Genomic DNA, 18,500 nt, shown 5'->3' on the forward strand with positions numbered 1-18,500 from the left:
AATTTTAAAAATTTAGGCAACTTTTTTTGAACGTTTCCTAAATTTGGGGGTCGTCCTGACTATGTAGACGATCTGAAAGCCGCTGCCCATGACGTGTTTCCGGATTACGGGATCACGTCGGTCGACCTGCGGTTTTTCCGTGGGGGGTCTTCAAAGGGAATGCCCCATGCGGTCGCGCTTGGTGTTCAGGTAGTGCTCGTTGTGCGGGTTGGCCGACTGACGGATGGGCAGTTGCTCGACGATTTCCAGTCCGTAGCCGTCGAGTCCGACGACTTTTTTAGGATTATTGGTCAGAAGGCGGATTTTTCCGACTCCGAGGTCCTGGAGCATCTGGGCACCCATGCCGTAGTCCCGGAGGTCGGCGGAAAAGCCGAGCTTCTCGTTTGCCTCGATGGTGTCGAGGCCCTGTTCCTGGAGCTTGTAGGCGTGGATCTTCGCCGGCAGGCCGATGCCGCGGCCCTCCTGCCGAAGGTAAAGCAGGACGCCCCCTTCGCGGGCGATGTGCTCCAGCGCGGCGTCGAGCTGGCCGCCGCAGTCGCAGCGTTTCGAATGAAAAACATCACCGGTGAGACACTCGGAGTGGACGCGGACGAGGGTGGGGCGGTCACGATCGATTTCCCCGCGGCTGAGGGCGAGGTGGTGGGTGCCGTCGGTCTCGATGCGGTAGAGATGGCAATCGAAGTCGCCGTGGTCGGTGGGGAGCTTGATGGTTTCCTCGCGGACCACGAGTTTCTCCGACCGGCGGCGCCACTCGATGAGCTGGGCGATGGTGCAGGCCTTGAGGGAGTGCTTTTCCTGAAAGTCGCCGAGCTCGCCGACGCGGGCCATGGAGCCGTCGTCGTTCATGATCTCGCAGATCACGCCGGCAGGGGGCTGGCCGGCGAGGCGGGCGAGATCGACCGCGGCCTCGGTGTGGCCGGTGCGGCGGAGGGTGCCGCCGGGCATGGCCTGGATGGGAAAGACGTGCCCGGGCTGGACGAAGTCCTCCGCGGTGGCGGCGGGAGCGGCGAGGAGACGGACGCAGCGGGCGCGGTCGGCGGCCGAGATGCCCGTGCTGATGCCGGTGGCGGCATCGACCGAGATGGTGAAGGCGGTCTTTTGGCCTTCCCGATTGCGGCGCGACATCTGGGGGAGTTCGAGTTGCTCGGCCCGCTCGGCGGTGATCGGCGCGCAGATGAGCCCGCGGCCGTGGACGGCCATGAAGGAAATGACCTCCGTCGTACAAAGGGCGGCGGCTCCGATCAGGTCGGCCTCGTTCTCACGCTCGGGGTCGTCTGCGACGATCACCAGCTTGCCGGCGGCGACATCGGCGATGATTTCGTCGATGGGACTGAATTGAAGGGCGGAGGCCATGGCGCGGTGCGAGCCTCGGATGCGGGAGCGGCGAGGTCAAGGGAGGGGCGCGGCTGCGAGTTGGCTTGCGACCTGCCCTCGATCTTCGCTAGCTTGTGGATTCTCGATGAACAGCATTCCGAAAGCGCGGAGGATGCGGGAGTCCGGCGGATTCGCGCTCGTGGCGGCGCTGATGCTGATGGTGCTCCTCGGGCTGCTCAGTGTGGCGGTGTCAGGGCTGGCGGCAGTGGGCCTCCAAGGGAGCCAGCGCGTCGCCTCACAGGCCCAGGCCCGGGCGCAGGCGCGGCTGGCGCTGATGCTGGCGGTGGGGCAGCTGCAAAAAGAACTCGGGCCCGACCAGCGCGTCTGCGCCAGCGATGCGGTGGTGAATGAAGCGAGTCGGACGCCGCACCGGATCGGCGTTTGGTCGACCGTGGCCAGCGACGGCTTGCCATGGGTCCGAAGGGATCCGGAGACGGGTGCATGGACGGATCTCCGCGCTTCCGACCAACCGGACCCCGCCGCCGAAGTCTCGACATGGCTCGATAGCGGCCTTGATACCGATCCGGTGACTTTGGTCGGCCTGGGTTCGGTCGATCTCGAAGGCGACACGGTGAAGGCCGGGCGGGTGGGGGTGGATGGCGTTTCCAAAGGGCGCATCGCCTGGTGGACCGGCGACCTCGGGAGCCGGGCGGATCTTTCCGTCGCGGATGAGCGGGAGCCCGACGAAGAACCTGCGAGCTTGATGCTGAGCCAGCAGGCGGACGCGAGGATGCTGGCCGAGGACGGCGAATGGGACGAGCGCATGCGCGGACGTCTCGTAACGCAGAAATCCGGCCAGCTGGTGGCGGGACGCGATCGGGCCAAGGACCGGTATTTCGACTATGCGACGGGAGTGTTCGGGGTGCTGGCGGATGCCAAGCATGGTGGCTTGCGACGGGATCTGACGGCCTACCTCGCCGGTCGTGGCGAGGGGTCGGTCGCGGGCCGCAGCCCTTTGCTCGATTCCACTCCGATGGTGGACGATCGGGAGGGTTCGCGCTGGCGCGAGGGGGCGCCGACTTTCGGCCTGCTCCGATCGTGGGCGGAAAACGAAGTGGCGCTGGCAGGAGCGCAGACGCCGGTGGTGCCACCGCCGACCGATGGGAGCCGTCGCGACGGGCAGGGCCGGACGCTGTGCAACGACCTGCCGGTCCGCCTGCGGGAAAGAATGGCCTCCGGGCTGCAGCCGGTGCTGGTGGAGGCCTCGAATTTCATGCAGCTCAGCGTTTACGAAGATCCCCCGGATCCGAGGACGGGCGCGAAGAGTTTCCGCATGCGCACCCACCAGTACCCGAGGGTGGTGCTGTGGAATCCCTACGCCGTGGCGATCGAGATGCATCCGGCCATCGTGATGATCCAAGGCAACGGGCGCCAGGAGGTGTGGACGGAAAACATCATGTATTCCTCAAGCGGTCGCGAGCTTCCGCTCCGGACGACGTCGCAATGGTTGTTCTTTGAGGGAGGGCGGAGCACGGCTTTCGGGGATCCCGCGAATTCGGGAAACCTGATCATGGAAACCGAGGGGTACAACGATCCCTACATGGGATCCTACTACTACTCGGTCCCGAAAACGGAGTTCGGCCCCGGCGAGTGCCTCGTTTTTTCCCCTGCTCGATCCGCGGAGTACAACGGGCTGAGCACTTATCGGCCGGGGCCCTATGACCTGAGTGCGAATGAACTGAGCTGCGAGGTCCCGCCGGATGTCTCGCGGAGCTTTTACATTTCGGCCTCCGACATCAACGGCGGGCTCTCGTATCGTCCGGCGAAGTTCTGGTTTCAGACCACCCCCTACTGGTCGCAGGGCGGTCGTCAGGGGGTGGAGAACCAAGGGGAGGACACGCGGGCCATCATGAAGGCGCTCGACGGAAGCGGGGCGGTGACTTTCGAGAAGTTCGACCAGCTTCCGTTGATTTCCTATCTGTCGGCCTCGCTCCAGTTCGGCGAAGGGCGCGAACCGCGGATCGCCTGGGACGAACGGAATCCGATGCCCATGGAGAAGCTGGAGGCGACCGATCCCCGTCCCACGCTGGTGCCGGACGTCAGGACGCGTGATGGCATGCGGATGCGCTGGTTCGATGAGCATCCCTCGAACTTGCTGAACTCCGGCGCCTTGAACGCATTTCCCGAGCACTTCCAGGAGGCGATCCTCGCCAACTGGAATCCGCGGGCCGCCTATGCGGTGCGGTCGCCGTGGGAAAACTTGGCGGGGACGCTGCCGACATCCGGAAACGCCAGCGGGCCATGGTTTTTCGGGGCCTATACCCGCGACCTGTATGACGAGGCCGTGAGCTGGGAGGCGGAGACGCCGGTCTTTCGCGATGGCCGCTATCACGGAAACCCCTTCGGCCAGCCGCAGGAGGGCGAGCCCCGCTATGTGCTCTTCGATCTGCCCCGGCAAGGGGTGGGAGTGGTCTCCCTGGCGCAGTTCCAGAACGCGCGCTTGTCGGAATTCGTCTGGCATCCCTCCTGTGCGGTGGGGAATTCGCTGGCGGATCCGCGGCTCGGGCTGGACGGGCTGAAATCCACCGTGCCCTCCGACCTGTCCGAGGCGGCGGCGAAATGGGGGGGCTTCCATGCCGATGCCATCGGCTGGTCGAGCGATTCGGAGCGGTCGGAAAGCCGCGATTCCTGGGCCGCCACCGGCCGGGCCCTGCTTCAGGAACTGCCCGAGGACGAGCCGGTCGTTTACGACTTGTCGTTCGAGGCCAATGAGGCGCTCTGGGACCGCTACTTCCTCTCGACCGGCGATTCGTCGCAGAAGGCGTCGTTTTTCGCGAACCCCTCGGCCAGTCCGCTTCCCAACGGCCGCATGCGCCTCTTCGACCGGCCGGCGGATGGCGCCAGCGACCTCGAGGATCTCGACCTCGCCGCGCGGCATTTGATGGTGGCCGGGGCCTTCAACGTGAACTCGACCCGCGTCGAGGCGTGGCGGGCCTTGTTCGCCTCCGCCCGCTCGGAGGAGCAAACGGGCACGCCCTTCGTGCGCTTCCTCGATCCTCCCGGCGACGAGGTGACCAGCGCCACCGACCGCGATGCGTGGTCCGGCCGCCGCGTGCTGACCGACGACGAGATCGACCGTCTCGCCGAGGCCGTGGTGGAGGAGGTCCGGGCCCGCGGCCCGTTCCTTTCGCTGGCGGATTTCGTGAACCGCCGCCTCGTCAATGACGAGCACGGCAGGAAAGGAGCGCTCCAGGCGGCGATCGATCAGGCGGGCATCAACGCTTCCTTCAACGACCGCTATCCCCTTGAAAACGATCGCAGTCTCGGAGACTACCGTCATCCGGACGGCATCGACGACGCCACCCGGCTCGAACAGACCCTGAAACCCGCGAGCAAGGCCTGGGGAGCACCGGGTTTCCTCACCCAGGCGGATCTGCTGCAGGCGATCGGGCCGGTGCTTTCCGTCCGCTCGGATACCTTCGTGGTGCGGGCCTATGGCGAAGCGCTCGATGCCGCAGGCAAGGTGACGGCCCGCGCTTGGTGCGAGGCACAGGTCCAGCGCACGCCGGTGCCGATCGCGCCGGACGCGGATGGGCTCGACTCCGACGATCAGGGCGAACCGCAGGATTTCGGTCGCAGGTTTGACGTCGTGTCATTCCGCTGGCTGAATCCGGACGAAGTATGACGAAGTGGCGGCTGAAAGCCGGGCTGGTGACGGCCTGGATCGTGGCGGGCCTCCTCCCGGGCGTGGAGGCCGAGGAAAGGGCGAAACCCGATCCGGAATCCAAGCGCAGGATGTGGCTGCTGGCGGTGGGGGAGTCTCCTCCCTTTCGTCAGGTCATCGAGAACGGCGTCAGGCGGGAACTCCCCCCGCCACCGGGGAGCATCCCTCCCCGCACGATCACGGTCTCCGGTGCCGGGACCGGCGAGGTGGCGGGCGGGGTCTCGCTGGCACTGGGGAGGATTTCTCCCGCCTACGAACTGGCCGGAGGACAAGGGAAACTCGTTCTGCGCGAGGGGGACGAGAAGAGCTGGCTGGAGGTGTCCACGCCCGAGAAGGGGGATTTCGTGATCGTGATCTGGAGGGGGGGAAAGGACTGGACCCAGCCCGCCGCGAAGGTCCTGCCGATCGAGGAGAAACCCGGGCTCGTGGTGTTTCTCAACCTCAGTCCGGGCACGCTCGGCCTTGAATGGGATGACCGGAAGCTGGGCCTGAAGCCCGGGCAGCAGGCCTTTTCCCGCACGGCGGGTGCCCCGCAGGCCCTCCGGGTCAACCTGCTTTCCGATGCAGGAGCGCCCACCCGGCTGGCGCAGCGCACCATCGAGCAATCCGCCACGGAGTGGTCGCTGGTGGTCTTCTGTCGCGCCGATGGCGTCAAACCCCGCCAGCCTGTGAAAACGACCGTCGTTCGGCTGGGTCTTTGATGCTGCGGGCCGGAATTCCATCGATCCGTTGGAAAATCCCCGGGCCTCGGTTAGGGTCGATCACCATGAGCGAACACATCTACAAGAAGATCGAATTGGTGGGATCATCTCCCGCGGGCATTGAGCAAGCGGTGAGCAACGCCGTGGCAAAGGCTGCCAAGAGCGTCCGGAACATGCGCTGGGCCGAGGTCACCGAGATCCGCTGCCATTTGGAAAATGAAGCCGTCGCCCATTGGCAGGTCGGCGTGAAGATCGGCTTCACCCTCGACGATTGATGCGTCCCGGTCGATGCGTTGAAGGCCAACGCATCCCTGCGCGGATCAGAGGGAACCTCAGATCGGCTCCAGCCCGGCATGGCCGATCTCTTCCGCGAGCTGGTTGAATTCGGCGATTTCCGCGGCGGTGAAATGCAGGCCGCCCGCCTCGTCGGAGCGCCTCCGGGCCTCGGCCTCGAACTGGCCGGGGAGGATGCAGCCCTCGTTGCCGTGGCCGAAGATGTCGGCGATGACTTCCTTGAGGTTCTCCATCTGGCTGCGGCCCTTGGCGAAAGCGCCGCCGGAGATCGCTTCCGGATGGATCACGTGGAAATAGAAGGCGGTCGTGGTTTTCTCGCCGTCGGGAGCCTGCGCGGCACGGCCACGAAGGGTCGGCAGCGAGCCGCCGATCAGGCCGCCATAAAGTTCGTTGAGCAGGCACATCGCGTAGCCCTTGTGCGCGCCGAAGGGGAGCAGCGCGGCAACCTCGTTCGGGTCGGTGGTGGGGTTCCCGTCCTTGTCGACCGCGGCGTTCGGCGGCAGCGTCTTGCCTTCCCGCTTGAGCGCCTGGACGCGGCCCATGGCGACGACCGAGGTGGCCCAGTCGCTGACCAGCGGGAAACCGACGGCGTCCTGCGTCGGCAGGCCCCATGAGTGCGGGTTGGTGCCGAGAGTGGGGAACTTGCCGCCGAAGGGGACGACCTCGGCCAGCGCGGAGGTGCAGTTGGTGTAGGCGATGTAGCCGCGCTCGGCGGCCTCCATCACGTAGCCGCCGCCCCACAGGTAGTGGAAGGCGTTGTCCACGGCGACCTGCCCGATGCCATACTTGTCGGCCAGCTCGATGCAGCGATCGATCGCACGGTAGGCGACGCTTTGGCCGAGCTTCTTGTTGGCATTCCAGATCTCCGAGCCCTCGAATCGCGACGGCACGACCTCGATTTCCGCCCCCGGCGTGCACCCCCCGACGGCCGACCCGAACAAGTGGTCGAGGTGCAGCGCCTTGAGCGCGTGGTGCGTGCGGATCCCGTGGCGGGCAGCCTCGGCGGCCAGCTTGGCACCCTCGGCTGCCTCGTCGGCGGTGAAGCCGCGCGACTGGTAGGTGGCGGAAACGAGACGGTCGTGGGCTTCGCGGGAGATGGTGAGGAAATCGGACATGGCTTTGGTGGCAGCGAGCCAAGCAAAGCTGTCCGACAACTCAAGCGGGGAGTGTGTGCGTGGCGCAAACCTCCGGTCTGCGAGAGGAGCGCCGGTCTCGGACCGGCAGACTGGAAGCCCGCCCCGACTCTCACAACCCAGAGGTTTGCGCCACGAACCGTCTCGTGTAGTTTGATTCAGAAGTCTTAGGTATCATCAAGCACAATATGAGGTATATGGGAGTGTGATTGGATACCAAATGCAGTGTTTTCGGCAGCGTGAGCTTTCCCGGAGCCCTGCGTTCCCTACGCTGCCCGCTGCCCGGAGTCCCTCCCGAGCGTGAACCTCCAACCCACTCCTGTCTGCATGTATCTCAAGTCCCTCGACATCCACGGCTTCAAGTCCTTCGCGGACAAGACGCGGTTCGAGTTCCACGAAGGCGTGACCGGCATCGTCGGTCCCAACGGCTGTGGAAAGTCGAACGTGGTCGATGCCATCCGCTGGGTCCTCGGCGAGACCTCCGCCAAGGCGCTCCGCGGCGGTGAAATGGCCGACGTCATTTTCAACGGCACCGAACGCCGCAAGCCGCTCGGCATGGCCGAAGTCACGCTGACGATGGCCGACTGCGAGCAGTCGCTCGGCGTCGATTACAACGAAGTGGCGATCACCCGCCGGGTCTTCCGCGACGGGAAATCCGAGTATCGGATCAATGGCACGCTCTGCCGGCTGAAGGACATCCACGACCTGTTCATGGATACCGGGATCGGCCGCACCGCCTACTCGATCATGGCGCAGGGCCAGATCGACCAGATCCTGTCGTCGAAGCCGGAAGAGCGCCGGGCGGTGTTCGAGGAGGCAGCTGGGATCACGAAATACAAGCGCGAGAAGAAGGACGCGCTGCGCAAGCTCGACTACACCGAGGCCAACCTGCTGCGCGTCAGCGACGTGCTCGCCGAGCAGGAGCGCCGGATGAACTCGCTCAAGCGCCAGGTCTCGAAGGCCCGCCGCTACCAGACGTTGGCCACCGACGTGCGCGTGCTTGATACCCACCTCGGCCACAAGAAGTTCGTGGAAATGACGGCCCAGCAGGCCGAGCTGACCACTTCCATCCGCTCGCTCGAGGCCAACGAAGGCCACCTCGAACGCCAGATGGCGCCGAAGGAGGAGGCCGTGGCGGAGGCCCGCGAGGCCGCGCGCAGCTTCGAGGGGCTGCTCGCCGAGCGCCGCCAGGAACTCAACGAGCACCGCAACCAGCTCGCCAGCGCCGAGGGCCGGATCGCCTTCAACCAGGAACGCCGCGCCGAGCTGGAGGGCCGGATCGAGCAGAACAAGTCGGAGATCGACGCGACCCGCGAAAAGCTCGCCCAGCAGGAGTTCGACGTGGTCGCCGCCAACGAGGCGCTTGAGGCCCTCGCCCGCCGCATCGCGGAAATGGAGATCTCCGTTTCCAATCAGGAAGAGCGGACCGCCGGGGCCCGCGCCCGCCGCGAGATGCTGGAAAGCCAGCAACGCGAGTCGCGCGCCGAGGCCAACCGCACGCAGACCGTCATCGCCGCGATGCAGGCGAAGATCGAAAGCTCGCTGGCCCAGCTCGAGACCAGCCGCGAGCGCGCCCGCCAGCTGGCCGATGAGGAACAGCGCCTCCACAACGAAATGGAGGAGGCGGTGATGCAGCGCGACCAGATCCTCGCCGAGCTGGAGGAGCACACCCGCCGCACCGGCGAGATCGAGGAAGCCCGCGAGAAGGCCGAGCGCCAGTATCAGCACGCCCGCGGCGATCTCGATGCCGCCCGCGCCGCCGCTTCGGAGGCGCACAAGACGCTCGCCCAGCGGTCGTCGCGCCTCGAGGTGCTGCGCCAGCTCGTGGCCAGCGGCGAGGGTTTTGAAAAGGGGACCCGCAAGGTGTTGGAGGGACTCGGTGAGCCGGATCGCTTCTCGCCCGGGATCCACGGCGTGCTCGCCGGCTTCATTGATGCCGACAAGGAATGCGCCCGCGCCATCGAGGCCGCCCTCGGCGGGCACCTGCAGGCCGTGCTGGTGGAGGATGCCGCGCTTGCCGAGGCCGTCATTTCCACTCTGACCGAGAAGAAGCTCGGCCAGGCGAAGGTGCTGCCGCGCGAGTTCATCTCCGCCTCCAGCGGCACCCAGATGGAGACCGTGCCGCAGAGCGCGATCGCCTGGGCGCTGGACCGGGTGAAGGTCGATGACAAGGTCCGCAGCGTGGTCGAGCGCCTGCTCGATCGCGTGCTGGTCGTGCCCGATCTCGCCACCGGGTTGCGGCTGCGGAAGGATTTCCCGGATGTTTCCATGGCCACGCTGGCCGGCGAGTGGGTCGGTGCCGAGGGCATCGTCTCCGGCGGCAAGGCGGGCGATGGTTCCGTGTCGGTGCTGGAGCGCCAGAACGAGGTCCGCGAGCTGGAGACCGAGGTCGCCGCGCTGACCGAGGCGGAAACGCAGGCCAAGGCCCGGGTCGAGCACCTCGAGAGCGAGCTGAGCCGCCTCCAGGAGGAGCACGAAACGGCACGCGATCGCGTCCAGCGTCACAAGGTCGAGCTTTCCACCCTCGAAGGCCAGCGCTCGCTCGCCGTGCGCGAGGTCGAGGCGGTCGAGACGAAGCTGGAAAACGTCCGCTGGGAGCGTGGCGACCTCGACCAACGCGAGGCCGCCACGCAGGAGAGCCGCGGCTCGATGGAGGCCGAGCTCGTCTCCGCCCGCGACCGGCTGCATGCCTGTGAGGGCGATCAATCCCGCCTCAACGGCGAGCTGGAGGATGCCCGCCGCGAGGAAGCCGAGCTGGCCGAGGCGCTCAACGAGATTCGTACGGCGATCGCCGTAGAACGTCGCGCCAAGGAAGCGCAGGAAGCGCAGCAGCAGCCGATGGAGGCCCGCCTCTCCGAGCTGCGCGAAATCGCTGTCCGCCGCGAGACGGAAATCGGCGCCTTCATGCAGCGGATCGAGGCCGCCACCGGCGAGAACGCCGCGCTGGCCGAGGAGGTCGAGCAGCACCGCGCCGAGGCCGAGGACTTGGAGGCCGACATTGAGGAGCGGATGGGTCAGCGCAACGAGCTGCTGGAAACGATCGACCTCGCCGAGCGCGAGTTGGCCGAGGTCCGCAAGGGCCACTCACGCGCCGCCGAGCAGCGCGGTCGCGAGGAGGTCGCGCTGACCAAGATCGAACTGCGCATCGAGGCGCTGGTGAACGCCATCCTCGAGCGCCACAATGTCGAGCTGGCCAGCTTCGAGCCGGACGCCCACGCGCTGCTGGCCTGCATTTCCTCGCAGAAAAACAACGGCCGCGGCCGCATGACGGTGGTCGAGGCCGGGGATGACGGCGAGGAATCCGACGAGCCCGCGGTGACGGTGGTCGATGCCACCGGCGACGAAGAGGTCGAACTGCCGCCGATGATGGAGGGCGAGCCCGACTGGGACTTCGTTGAAGCCTGCGTCGGCGACCTCAAGCGCCGCCTCGACTCGATGGGCCCGGTCAACCTCGACGCCATCGAGGAATACGACGAACTCGAGCAGCGCCACAACGACGTTCGTAGTAATTACGAGGACCTCGTGAACTCGAAGGAGGAGCTGCTGCAGGTCATCGAGAAGATCAACGAGGAAACCCAGCGCCGCTTCAGCGAAACCTTCACCCAGGTGAAGGCGAACTTCCGCGACATGTTCAAGGAACTCTTCGGCGAGCAGGGCAAGGCCGATCTCCACCTGGTCGACGAGAGCGACCCGCTCGAGTCGGGCATCGAGGTCATCGCCAAGCCACCGGGCAAGAAGCTGCAATCGATCACGCTGCTCTCCGGTGGCGAGCGCTCGATGACCGCCGTCGCGCTGCTGTTCTCGATCTACATGATCAAGCCGAGCCCGTTCTGCGTGCTCGACGAGCTCGACGCCCCACTCGACGAGTCGAACATCGGCCGCTTCGTCAAGGTGCTCGACCGCTTCGTCGACAACTCGCAGTTCATCATCGTGACCCACTCCAAGCGCACCATGAGCCGGGCCGACGTGATGTATGGCGTGACCATGGAGGAGTTCGGCGTTTCCAAGCCCGTCGGCATGCGCCTCACGGTCGGCGACGACAACGCCCCGAAAGCCGAGGCCAAAAGCGCCGCGCAGAAGGCCGCGCTACGACTGGATGCGTAGTACGGAGGAGCTGGTAGCAAAAAGCATGTAGCAGGCGAAAAGACCGAACCCATCCGACTTCACCGATTTCCTAGACAGGAGAGGGACGGGGGCGGTGGCGAGGCATCCGAGTGGATCCCGCCGCCGCCCCCACATTTTGTACGCGGAGCGGATTTAGACTGCGGTGATTCATCACCGCTTTCCCGTGAGGCGATTCATCGCCGGGCTGCCGGGGGGGAGTGCTCTTTCGGCGAGTCGAGAGCGGCGATGAATCGCCGCTCTCTAAAGGGCTCCGTTTTCTCCGTCCCTCGACCGAAAAAATGCCCGCCCTCCAGGCCGTCGTCCGACTCCGGCCGATCAGAGGATACGCACAACATTCTGAGGCTCAGAGAGTCGACTCCACTTGTTCACAAGATATTCACAACTTATTTGCTGCCAACATTTTATGCAGGAATCTCATTGACTCTGTCAAGGGCTCTTGCTTACATAACGGACGCCTCGCAAGGGGCGTTGATCTTTGACAGAAAGGAGCGCGGGAAGGAGCTGCAAGGTTTCGAGCGCGCTTGGGATAGAGACCGGACGCAAGTCCGGCAAACGGTCGGGACGAACTGGCGTTCCCGGCCCCTCGGAAACTGCGTGGTGCATTCATTTTGACTCACCGCGGCAAGTCCGAGGCCAATGTCACCGGCTTCCGGCGGAGAGGGTCGTGCCTTTCCGCGAAACACGAAAAGGAAGTCAGGCGGCGAGCGATGTGGAGAGCGGATCCGAAAATCGAAAGGGATCGCGCGCCACGCAACCAATCGCGAAGCCGAGTCACGCGCGGAAAGTCCGAACGGTTGAACGAAGGACAACGGCGCGAACACAGTCGGTCGGAAAGAGACCGGACCGTTGCTACTGTGAGCCAGTGTGGTGGAAAAAGCCGAGATCCTGCGGTCGCTGGACGAAGCGAAAGGCCGCGGAAATTGCCCGGGAATCGCAACCGGGTGGAGAAAAAGGGATCCAACCATCGCGGAATGAGTCCGTCCGAAAATGGAAGGCGCCGGTGCAAACGGCGATGACCACGGAGCGGGCGATAAAGTCCGAAACATCGGGAGGCCAACCGGAAACGGGGTCGTCCGACTGAGAAAGAGGAAAAAGCAACGTGAGGGGTAAGAGACAAGACCCGTCACCCTGGGCCAACGATCGTGAGCAAGAAAGCCGCGATGCCGACCCAGGGGGAAAAGGAAGGAAGGCACCGTTCTCAGCGGGGTCGGCCCTCCGAGGTTCGGAGAGCGGGCATCGGCAGATGCCGGGGATCCGGGCGAAGAAGTCTCACCCGAAATGCCGCGGATGGCGACATCCCGGCCGGCTCCGTCGCGGAGCCGGAAAAGCAGGCGAATCGTCCTCGCAGGCCGACGCGACGTCGGGGAACTGGCAGCCAACGAAGCTCGACGGGCGGACTTGGGCGCCCAATGCCAGTCGACCGGGGAAAGAGAACGTGGCGAGTTCCCACTCCCCTCCTTTTTTTCATCACCCGCGAGGGTGGGGGGAGAGAGGTGGATCGGATGATCCGGAACAAGGCCCTTCGGCGGGAAACCACCGGAGGGCCTTTTTTCGTGCCGTGGAGGCAAGGAGCGCCGTTCGGCAAGGAGCGCCGATGATGAAATCGGCCGAGTGGTCCCTTGGCGCGGGGCTCTCCAGCTGAAGCGGAGTGGGCCAGTACCGCGGTTTCGGCGACTTTCGACGCTCTTTGATAGGCGACCTCAAGGGACCATTCGTGCCGATTTCATCATCGGCGCTCCAAATCCCCGACGCTCCGTCACAGGAAACTGCACACGTAGTGGCACGGCTCGCCAGCCACCGTGATCGTGAACCCGCTCTTGCCGGGCACGTTGAACGAGCTGCCGGCTTCGGTCGCGATCACCTCCTCGGTGCCGTCGACGAGGTGGGTGCACTTGCCGCCCACGATCTCCATCAGCTCCGGCGCGTCGGTGCCGAAGTGGTAGCTGCCCGGCAGGATGACCCCCAGGGTCTTCTTTTCGCCGGAGGCGGTGACGATGGCATGCGAGACGACCTTGCCATCGAAATACACGTTGGCCTTGGCGTGGGCGGTCACGTTTCGGAATTCCATGCGGGTTCCGTAGTGGGGCGACAGTGAACGGTCAATGGCCACAAAAGGCACAAGGCGCACAAAGTCAGAAATTTGGGATTCCTGTGCATTCTGTGGCGCACCTATCGCTGGCCACATCCCGGGTCCGCCTCCATGGTCACCCGCCCATGGCCGCCCTCGACCCCGCCGCGCTCGGAAACCCGTCGGACAACGACGCGGTGCTCGAGGCGTTTCTCAACTACCTGATCGAGGCCGGGATCGAACCGTACGGCCACCAGGAGGAGGCGATCCTCGAGGTATTCGCGGGAAAAAACGTGATCCTCAACACGCCGACCGGCTCGGGGAAATCGCTGGTCGCGATGGCGATGCAGTTCCGCGCGATCTGCCTCGGCCGGCGCTCCTACTACACGGTCCCGATCAAGGCGCTGGCGAACGAGAAGTTCCTCTCGCTGTGCAAGACCTTCGGCCCGGACAAGGTCGGGATGATCACCGGCGACGCGACGGTGAACCCGTCCGCGCCCGTCATCTGCTGCACCGCGGAAATCCTCTCCAACCTCGCGCTGCGCGAGGGCGCCCGGGCGGCGGTGGACGATGTCATCATGGACGAGTTCCACTACTACTCGGACAAGGAGCGGGGCGTCGCCTGGCAGGTGCCGCTGCTGACCTTGCCGCAGGCGAAGTTCCTGCTGATGTCCGCGACGCTGGGCGACACGGAGTTTTTCGAAAAGGAACTCATCCGGCTGACCGGCGCGCCGACGGCCTTGGTGAAATCCGAGGACCGGCCGGTGCCGCTGGAGTTTGAATACAGTCTCACCCAGCTTGAGGAACGCGTCGAGGAGCTGGTGAACGCGAACCGCGCGCCGATCTATCTGGTCCACTTCACCCAGCGCAGCGTCGCGGAAACGGCTCAGAAGCTCACCAGCCGGAATTTCTGCACGAAGGAGGAAAAGGCGGCGATCGCGGAGATGCTCGAGGACGCCGACTTCAAGAGCCCCTACGGCAAGGAGGTGAAGAAGCTGCTGCGGCACGGGCTCGGGATCCACCACGCCGGTCTGCTGCCGAAATACCGGGTGCTGGTCGAAAGGCTGGCCCAGGCCGGGTTGCTGAAGGTGATCTGCGGGACGGACACGCTCGGGGTGGGGGTCAACGTGCCGATCCGCACCGTGCTCTTCACCCAGCTGTTCAAATACGGGGGAGATAGTACCAACACCCTCGCGGTGCGGGATTTCAAACAGATCTGCGGCCGGGCGGGGCGGCGCGGGTTCGATGACATCGGCTACGTCGTCGCCCAGGCGCCGGAGTATGTCATCGAGAACAAGAAGGCCGAGGAAAAGGCGGCGGCGAAGGGCGGCAAGAGCAAGGCGATGAAGAAGCGCCCGCCGGAGAAGGGCTTCGTCAACTGGGACGACAAGACTTTCCAGCGGCTCCAGGACTCGCCGCCGGAGCGGCTGCAATCGCAGTTCCGCATCAGCCACGGCATGCTGCTCAACGTGCTCGGCCGTGAGGACGAGGACGGCTGCGAGGCGCTGCGGCGGATCATCCGCGACTGCCACGAGACGGACGCCGGGAAAACGGCGCTGCGCCGGCGGGGCTTCGAGCTGTTCAAGGCGCTGGTTCGCGGCGGGGTGCTGCGGATTTTACCGAAGGACGAGCGCACCGGTCCGGCGAAGGTCGTGTTGCAGGAGCAACTGCCGGAGGATTTTTCCATGCACCAGACGCTGGGGTTGTGGCTGCTCGACACCTTGCCGCAGCTCAACCCGGAGGACGGCGACTACGCGCTGAACGTGCTGTCGCTGGTCGAGGCGATCCTCGAAGACCCGGGGGCGGTGTTGAAGAGGCAGGTCGACAAGGCCAAGGGCGAGCTGCTTGCCGAGCTGAAGGCCGAGGGCGTCGAGTATGAGGAGCGGATGGAGCGGCTGATGGAGGTCGAGCATCCGAAGCCGGGGAAGGAATTCATCTACGCGACCTACAACGAGTTCGTGTTGAAGCATCCCTGGGCGAAGGAAGCCGGCGTGCGGCCGAAATCGGTGGCCCGCGAGATGGTCGAGCGCTGGGAGAGCTTCGAGGACTACGTGAAACGCTACGGCCTCGAACGCAGCGAGGGTGTGCTGCTACGGTATCTGTCGGAGGTGTATAAAGTCCTCGTCCAAACCATCCCGCCCGCGCTCAAGACCGACGAGTTGGACAAGGCCGAGGAGTTGTTGGAGAAGACCGTGAGAGGCGTCGATTCCAGCCTGCTGGATGAGTGGGAACGGATGCGGGAGATGCAGGCGACGGAGGGCGGGCCCGTGGAAGGCGGTCCTATGGAGGATGCGGACTAAAGTCCGTGCTCCGTTCTTCCAAACCCCAACGGGGTGTAGGGCCGTAGCCCTGGGGTTCACCCCGGGGATTACGACGTCCCCCAACACCGTCAAGCCCCGCACGGGGCGCAGGGGAGGCCTCGACGTCACGCTCGATCCCGCCCTAACATCCACCATGGCCGGAACCCACACCGCCCTCCATTTTCATCTGGTCTTCTCCACCAAAGACCGCGTTCCGATGATTCACGCGGATCTCCAACCGCGCCTTTACGAATTCATCGGCGGAGTGATTCGGAGGGAAAACGGCACGCTCCTTTCCATCGGTGGCATGCCGGATCACCTGCACCTCCTCGCCCGGCTGTCGCCCTCCGTGTGCCTCTCCGATTTCATGCGTGCCCTGAAATCGAAGTCGTCCGGTTGGGTGCACGAGACCTTTCCCGGATCGTCGAAGTTCGCATGGCAGCCGGGTTACGGGGCTTTGCGGTGAGCAAATCGGACCTCGGCCGGGTTCAAAGCTACATTGAAAGCCAGGCCGAACATCACCGGAAGACCTCCTTCCAGGAGGAGTTCCGAAAATTTCTCGAAGTCCATGACATCGAGTTCGACGAACGTCACCTTTGGTAGGGTGAGGCGGGCCTCGCCTGCGCCCCTCGCGGGGCTCCGGGTATCAGGGGGGAACGGCGTCCGCGGGGTGAACCCCGCGGCTACGGCCCTGCGCCCCGTTGGGGCTGGAGGAAGTCCCCGGCATCGAGTTTAACGAACGCCACCTTTGGTAGGGTGAGGCGGGCCTCGCCTGCGCCCCTCGCGGGGCTCCGGGTATCATGTGGGAACGGTGGTCCGCGGGGTGAACCCCGCGGCTACGGCCCTGCGCCCCGTTTGGGCTGGAAAGAGCCTGCACCAAGACCATAGCCCCGTTAGTCCGTTAGTCCGCTGGTCCGCTGGTCCGCTGGTCCGCTGGTCCGTTGGTCCGTTGGTCCGTTTGGAGCTTGAATCCAGGCGCTACTACAGGACCCGCCCCCAGATCAGCTTCAAATACCGCGACTCCGGGTAGTTCGAGAGCGTCGGATGGTCCGGTCCGGCGCCGGTGCGGTCGAAGATCTGGAGGCGCTTCTGTTCCTTGTGGACGGCGGTGGTGACGAGTTTTTCGAACTCGAACTCGTTGACCATGCCGGAGCAGGAGCAGGTGACGAGGAGCCCGCCGGGTTTCACCAACTGGGCAGCGAGGCGGTTGAGGTCGTTGTATTTGCCGCGGCCCTTGTCGTCCTCGCGGCCGGTGACGAACTTCGGCGGGTCGGCGAGGACGAGGTCCCACTGGCGGCCATTTTCCACCATGGTGCGGGCCCAGGTGAAGGCGTCGGCGTGGGTGAACTTGATCTTCGCGCCATTGATGTTGGCGTTGCGCTTGGCCATGGCGACCGCCTTTTCGTCGAGGTCGACGGCGGTGACTTCCTCCGCGCCGGCGAGGGCGGCGTGGACGCTGAAGGCGCCGGTGTAGCAGCAGAGGTCGAGGAGGGTGCGGCCTTTCGCGAGCGCGGCGAGCTTGCGGCGGTTGTCGCGCTGGTCGCAGAAGAAGCCGGTCTTGTGGCCCTCGGCGAAGTCGATCTCGAAGGTGACGCCGTGCTCGCGGATCTTCACGCGGCGCAGGTCGGTGGCGGAGAGAGGGTGATCGTGGGTGGGAATGCGCTCGACGCGGGCGAGGGCGGGGTCGATGCGGATGTGCGCGCGCTCGGTGCCGAAGGCCTCGTGCAGCGCGGGGATCCAGCGGTCGAGGCGACGCCAAGCAGCGAGGGTGGTGATTTCCACCGAGAGGATGTCGCCGAAGCGGTCGGCGACGAGCCCGGGAAGCTGGTCGGCATCGCCGTGGATGCAGCGGTAGGCGTCGGTTTCGTCGTCGAGGTGGAAAAGCCCGCGGCGGAGGTCGGCGGCGCGACGGATGGCATCGAGGAAGAAGTCCTCGTCGATCGGCTCGGCACCGTGCTTCACGATGCGCAGCGGCATGTTCGAGCGTGGATTGAAAAAGCCCCAGCCGAAGGTGGCGCCGTCCTTGTCGAGGACCTCGACGAGGTCGCCGGCTTTGGCGTCGGAGGAAGCCTCGCCGATCATCTTGGGCCAGATCGACGGGTGGTAGGAGAAGGTCTTGATGGAGACAGTGGGCACGGGCGAAGCGTGGAAAATGGTGGTCCCCGGGGCCAGCTAAAGCTCGCGGAGAGGGGCAACGGCTCCCATGTTCGAGACATGAAGTCGAACAAGCCGGTGGGATGCTGGGTGGTGGCCGTGGCGTCGGTGGGGATCGTCATTTTCATGGTCGCGGGGATCATCTACGGACTGGTGCGGCTGACCGAAGGCTCAGGAAGCCGGGCAAAAGAAACCCATGAAAAGGCGGAGCAGGGACCGATGGTGATCACCGCGGACGAGTCCGGAGATCTTCCTCGTGGGGAAAGGCCGCACATTTCGATCCGGGAATATCTGGGGTTTACCCATGACCGGACCCTCACGACGCTGGCGAGGGAGGAGTTTGAGGAATTGGCGGACGGGGCCCTGATCGATTGGACGATGAAGCTGGCCGACGTCAATGAAACCGGCGGTCAACTTCAGGCGGGCATGTATTGCGATTACCTGCTGGAGCCCAAGGGTCTGGAAAACGGAGCCGGACGGGAGCGAATGACCCTGGCGGCCAGGGTGTTGCTGAGCCCTGAGGATCGGGACGTGATGTTGAAGACCTCGCGCGGGGATGCCGTACGTTTTCAGGGGACCCTTCGGCTCGGTCAGGAGGAAGGGGTGCTGGTGGAGGATGCCCGGCTGGTGGTGGAGTGATCCCCTTGGCGGTGGGCTGAAATGAGGGCCGGCATTCATGCGACGGCG

The 18,500-nt window shown here is 65.2% G+C and carries 11 protein-coding genes; 7 read left to right on the top strand and 4 right to left on the bottom strand.

Going from position 1 to position 18,500, the window contains the following annotated elements; genetic code table 11:
• Positions 1–150: 150 nt before the first annotated feature.
• A complete protein-coding gene (locus tag ABXH26_RS12525) occupies positions 151–1,353 on the bottom strand; it encodes a bifunctional 3,4-dihydroxy-2-butanone-4-phosphate synthase/GTP cyclohydrolase II (protein WP_353567413.1) in 1,203 nt (400 codons plus the stop codon).
• Between the two features lie 106 nt (positions 1,354–1,459).
• Here ABXH26_RS12525 and ABXH26_RS12530 point away from each other — a divergent pair, with 106 nt between their 5' ends.
• The 3 genes from ABXH26_RS12530 (at position 1,460) to ABXH26_RS12540 (ending at position 6,014) form a co-directional block, all read left to right on the top strand.
• A complete protein-coding gene (locus ABXH26_RS12530; RefSeq protein ID WP_353567414.1) occupies positions 1,460–4,999 on the top strand; it encodes a hypothetical protein in 3,540 nt (1,179 codons plus the stop codon).
• Positions 4,996–5,739, top strand: a complete 744-nt coding sequence (locus ABXH26_RS12535) for a hypothetical protein (RefSeq protein ID WP_353567415.1) — start codon at positions 4,996–4,998, stop codon at positions 5,737–5,739. Before ABXH26_RS12530 ends, ABXH26_RS12535 begins: the two co-directional genes overlap by 4 nt.
• Positions 5,740–5,804: 65 nt before the next feature.
• The gene (locus tag ABXH26_RS12540; protein WP_353567416.1) at positions 5,805–6,014 is read left to right on the top strand and encodes a dodecin; all 210 of its coding nucleotides are present in this window, start codon (positions 5,805–5,807) and stop codon (positions 6,012–6,014) included.
• A gap of 57 nt (positions 6,015–6,071) precedes the next feature.
• On the opposite strand, the gene ABXH26_RS12545 is transcribed toward ABXH26_RS12540, so the two are convergent.
• Positions 6,072–7,148, bottom strand: a complete 1,077-nt coding sequence (locus ABXH26_RS12545) for an Ldh family oxidoreductase (RefSeq protein WP_353567417.1) — start codon at positions 7,146–7,148, stop codon at positions 6,072–6,074.
• A 318-nt stretch (positions 7,149–7,466) separates the two neighbouring features.
• Here ABXH26_RS12545 and smc point away from each other — a divergent pair, with 318 nt between their 5' ends.
• Positions 7,467–11,270, top strand: a complete 3,804-nt coding sequence (gene smc / locus ABXH26_RS12550) for a chromosome segregation protein SMC (protein ID WP_353567418.1) — start codon at positions 7,467–7,469, stop codon at positions 11,268–11,270.
• Between the two features lie 1,777 nt (positions 11,271–13,047).
• Here smc and ppnP read toward each other — a convergent pair.
• A complete protein-coding gene (gene ppnP / locus ABXH26_RS12555) occupies positions 13,048–13,359 on the bottom strand; it encodes a pyrimidine/purine nucleoside phosphorylase (RefSeq protein ID WP_353567419.1) in 312 nt (103 codons plus the stop codon).
• A 146-nt stretch (positions 13,360–13,505) separates the two neighbouring features.
• Here ppnP and ABXH26_RS12560 point away from each other — a divergent pair, with 146 nt between their 5' ends.
• Together ABXH26_RS12560 and tnpA are read left to right on the top strand one after the other, a co-directional pair.
• Positions 13,506–15,659, top strand: a complete 2,154-nt coding sequence (locus ABXH26_RS12560) for a DEAD/DEAH box helicase (protein WP_353567420.1) — start codon at positions 13,506–13,508, stop codon at positions 15,657–15,659.
• A gap of 154 nt (positions 15,660–15,813) precedes the next feature.
• Positions 15,814–16,125, top strand: a complete 312-nt coding sequence (gene tnpA, locus ABXH26_RS12565) for an IS200/IS605 family transposase (RefSeq protein ID WP_353567421.1) — start codon at positions 15,814–15,816, stop codon at positions 16,123–16,125.
• Between the two features lie 515 nt (positions 16,126–16,640).
• Here tnpA and ABXH26_RS12570 read toward each other — a convergent pair.
• Positions 16,641–17,795, bottom strand: a complete 1,155-nt coding sequence (locus ABXH26_RS12570; protein WP_353567422.1) for a class I SAM-dependent rRNA methyltransferase — start codon at positions 17,793–17,795, stop codon at positions 16,641–16,643.
• Between the two features lie 78 nt (positions 17,796–17,873).
• Here ABXH26_RS12570 and ABXH26_RS12575 point away from each other — a divergent pair, with 78 nt between their 5' ends.
• Entirely contained in the window at positions 17,874–18,452 is a 579-nt protein-coding gene (locus ABXH26_RS12575) for a hypothetical protein (RefSeq protein ID WP_353567423.1), read from the top strand.
• Positions 18,453–18,500 lie beyond the last annotated feature (48 nt).

This window comes from Haloferula sargassicola (assembly GCF_040362925.1).
Classification (GTDB): Bacteria; Verrucomicrobiota; Verrucomicrobiia; order Verrucomicrobiales; family Akkermansiaceae; genus Haloferula; species Haloferula sargassicola.

Excerpts from the sequence above, each read along its gene's own strand:
- ABXH26_RS12525 (WP_353567413.1), bottom strand. The coding sequence starts at position 1,353 with ATGGCCTCCGCCCTTCAATTCAGTCCCATCGACGAAATCATCGCCGAT.
- ABXH26_RS12530 (WP_353567414.1), top strand. The coding sequence starts at position 1,460 with ATGAACAGCATTCCGAAAGCGCGGAGGATGCGGGAGTCCGGCGGATTC.
- ABXH26_RS12535 (WP_353567415.1), top strand. The coding sequence starts at position 4,996 with ATGACGAAGTGGCGGCTGAAAGCCGGGCTGGTGACGGCCTGGATCGTG.
- ABXH26_RS12540 (WP_353567416.1), top strand. The coding sequence starts at position 5,805 with ATGAGCGAACACATCTACAAGAAGATCGAATTGGTGGGATCATCTCCC.
- ABXH26_RS12545 (WP_353567417.1), bottom strand. The coding sequence starts at position 7,148 with ATGTCCGATTTCCTCACCATCTCCCGCGAAGCCCACGACCGTCTCGTT.
- ppnP (WP_353567419.1), bottom strand. The coding sequence starts at position 13,359 with ATGGAATTCCGAAACGTGACCGCCCACGCCAAGGCCAACGTGTATTTC.
- ABXH26_RS12560 (WP_353567420.1), top strand. The coding sequence starts at position 13,506 with ATGGCCGCCCTCGACCCCGCCGCGCTCGGAAACCCGTCGGACAACGAC.
- tnpA (WP_353567421.1), top strand. The coding sequence starts at position 15,814 with ATGGCCGGAACCCACACCGCCCTCCATTTTCATCTGGTCTTCTCCACC.
- ABXH26_RS12575 (WP_353567423.1), top strand. The coding sequence starts at position 17,874 with ATGAAGTCGAACAAGCCGGTGGGATGCTGGGTGGTGGCCGTGGCGTCG.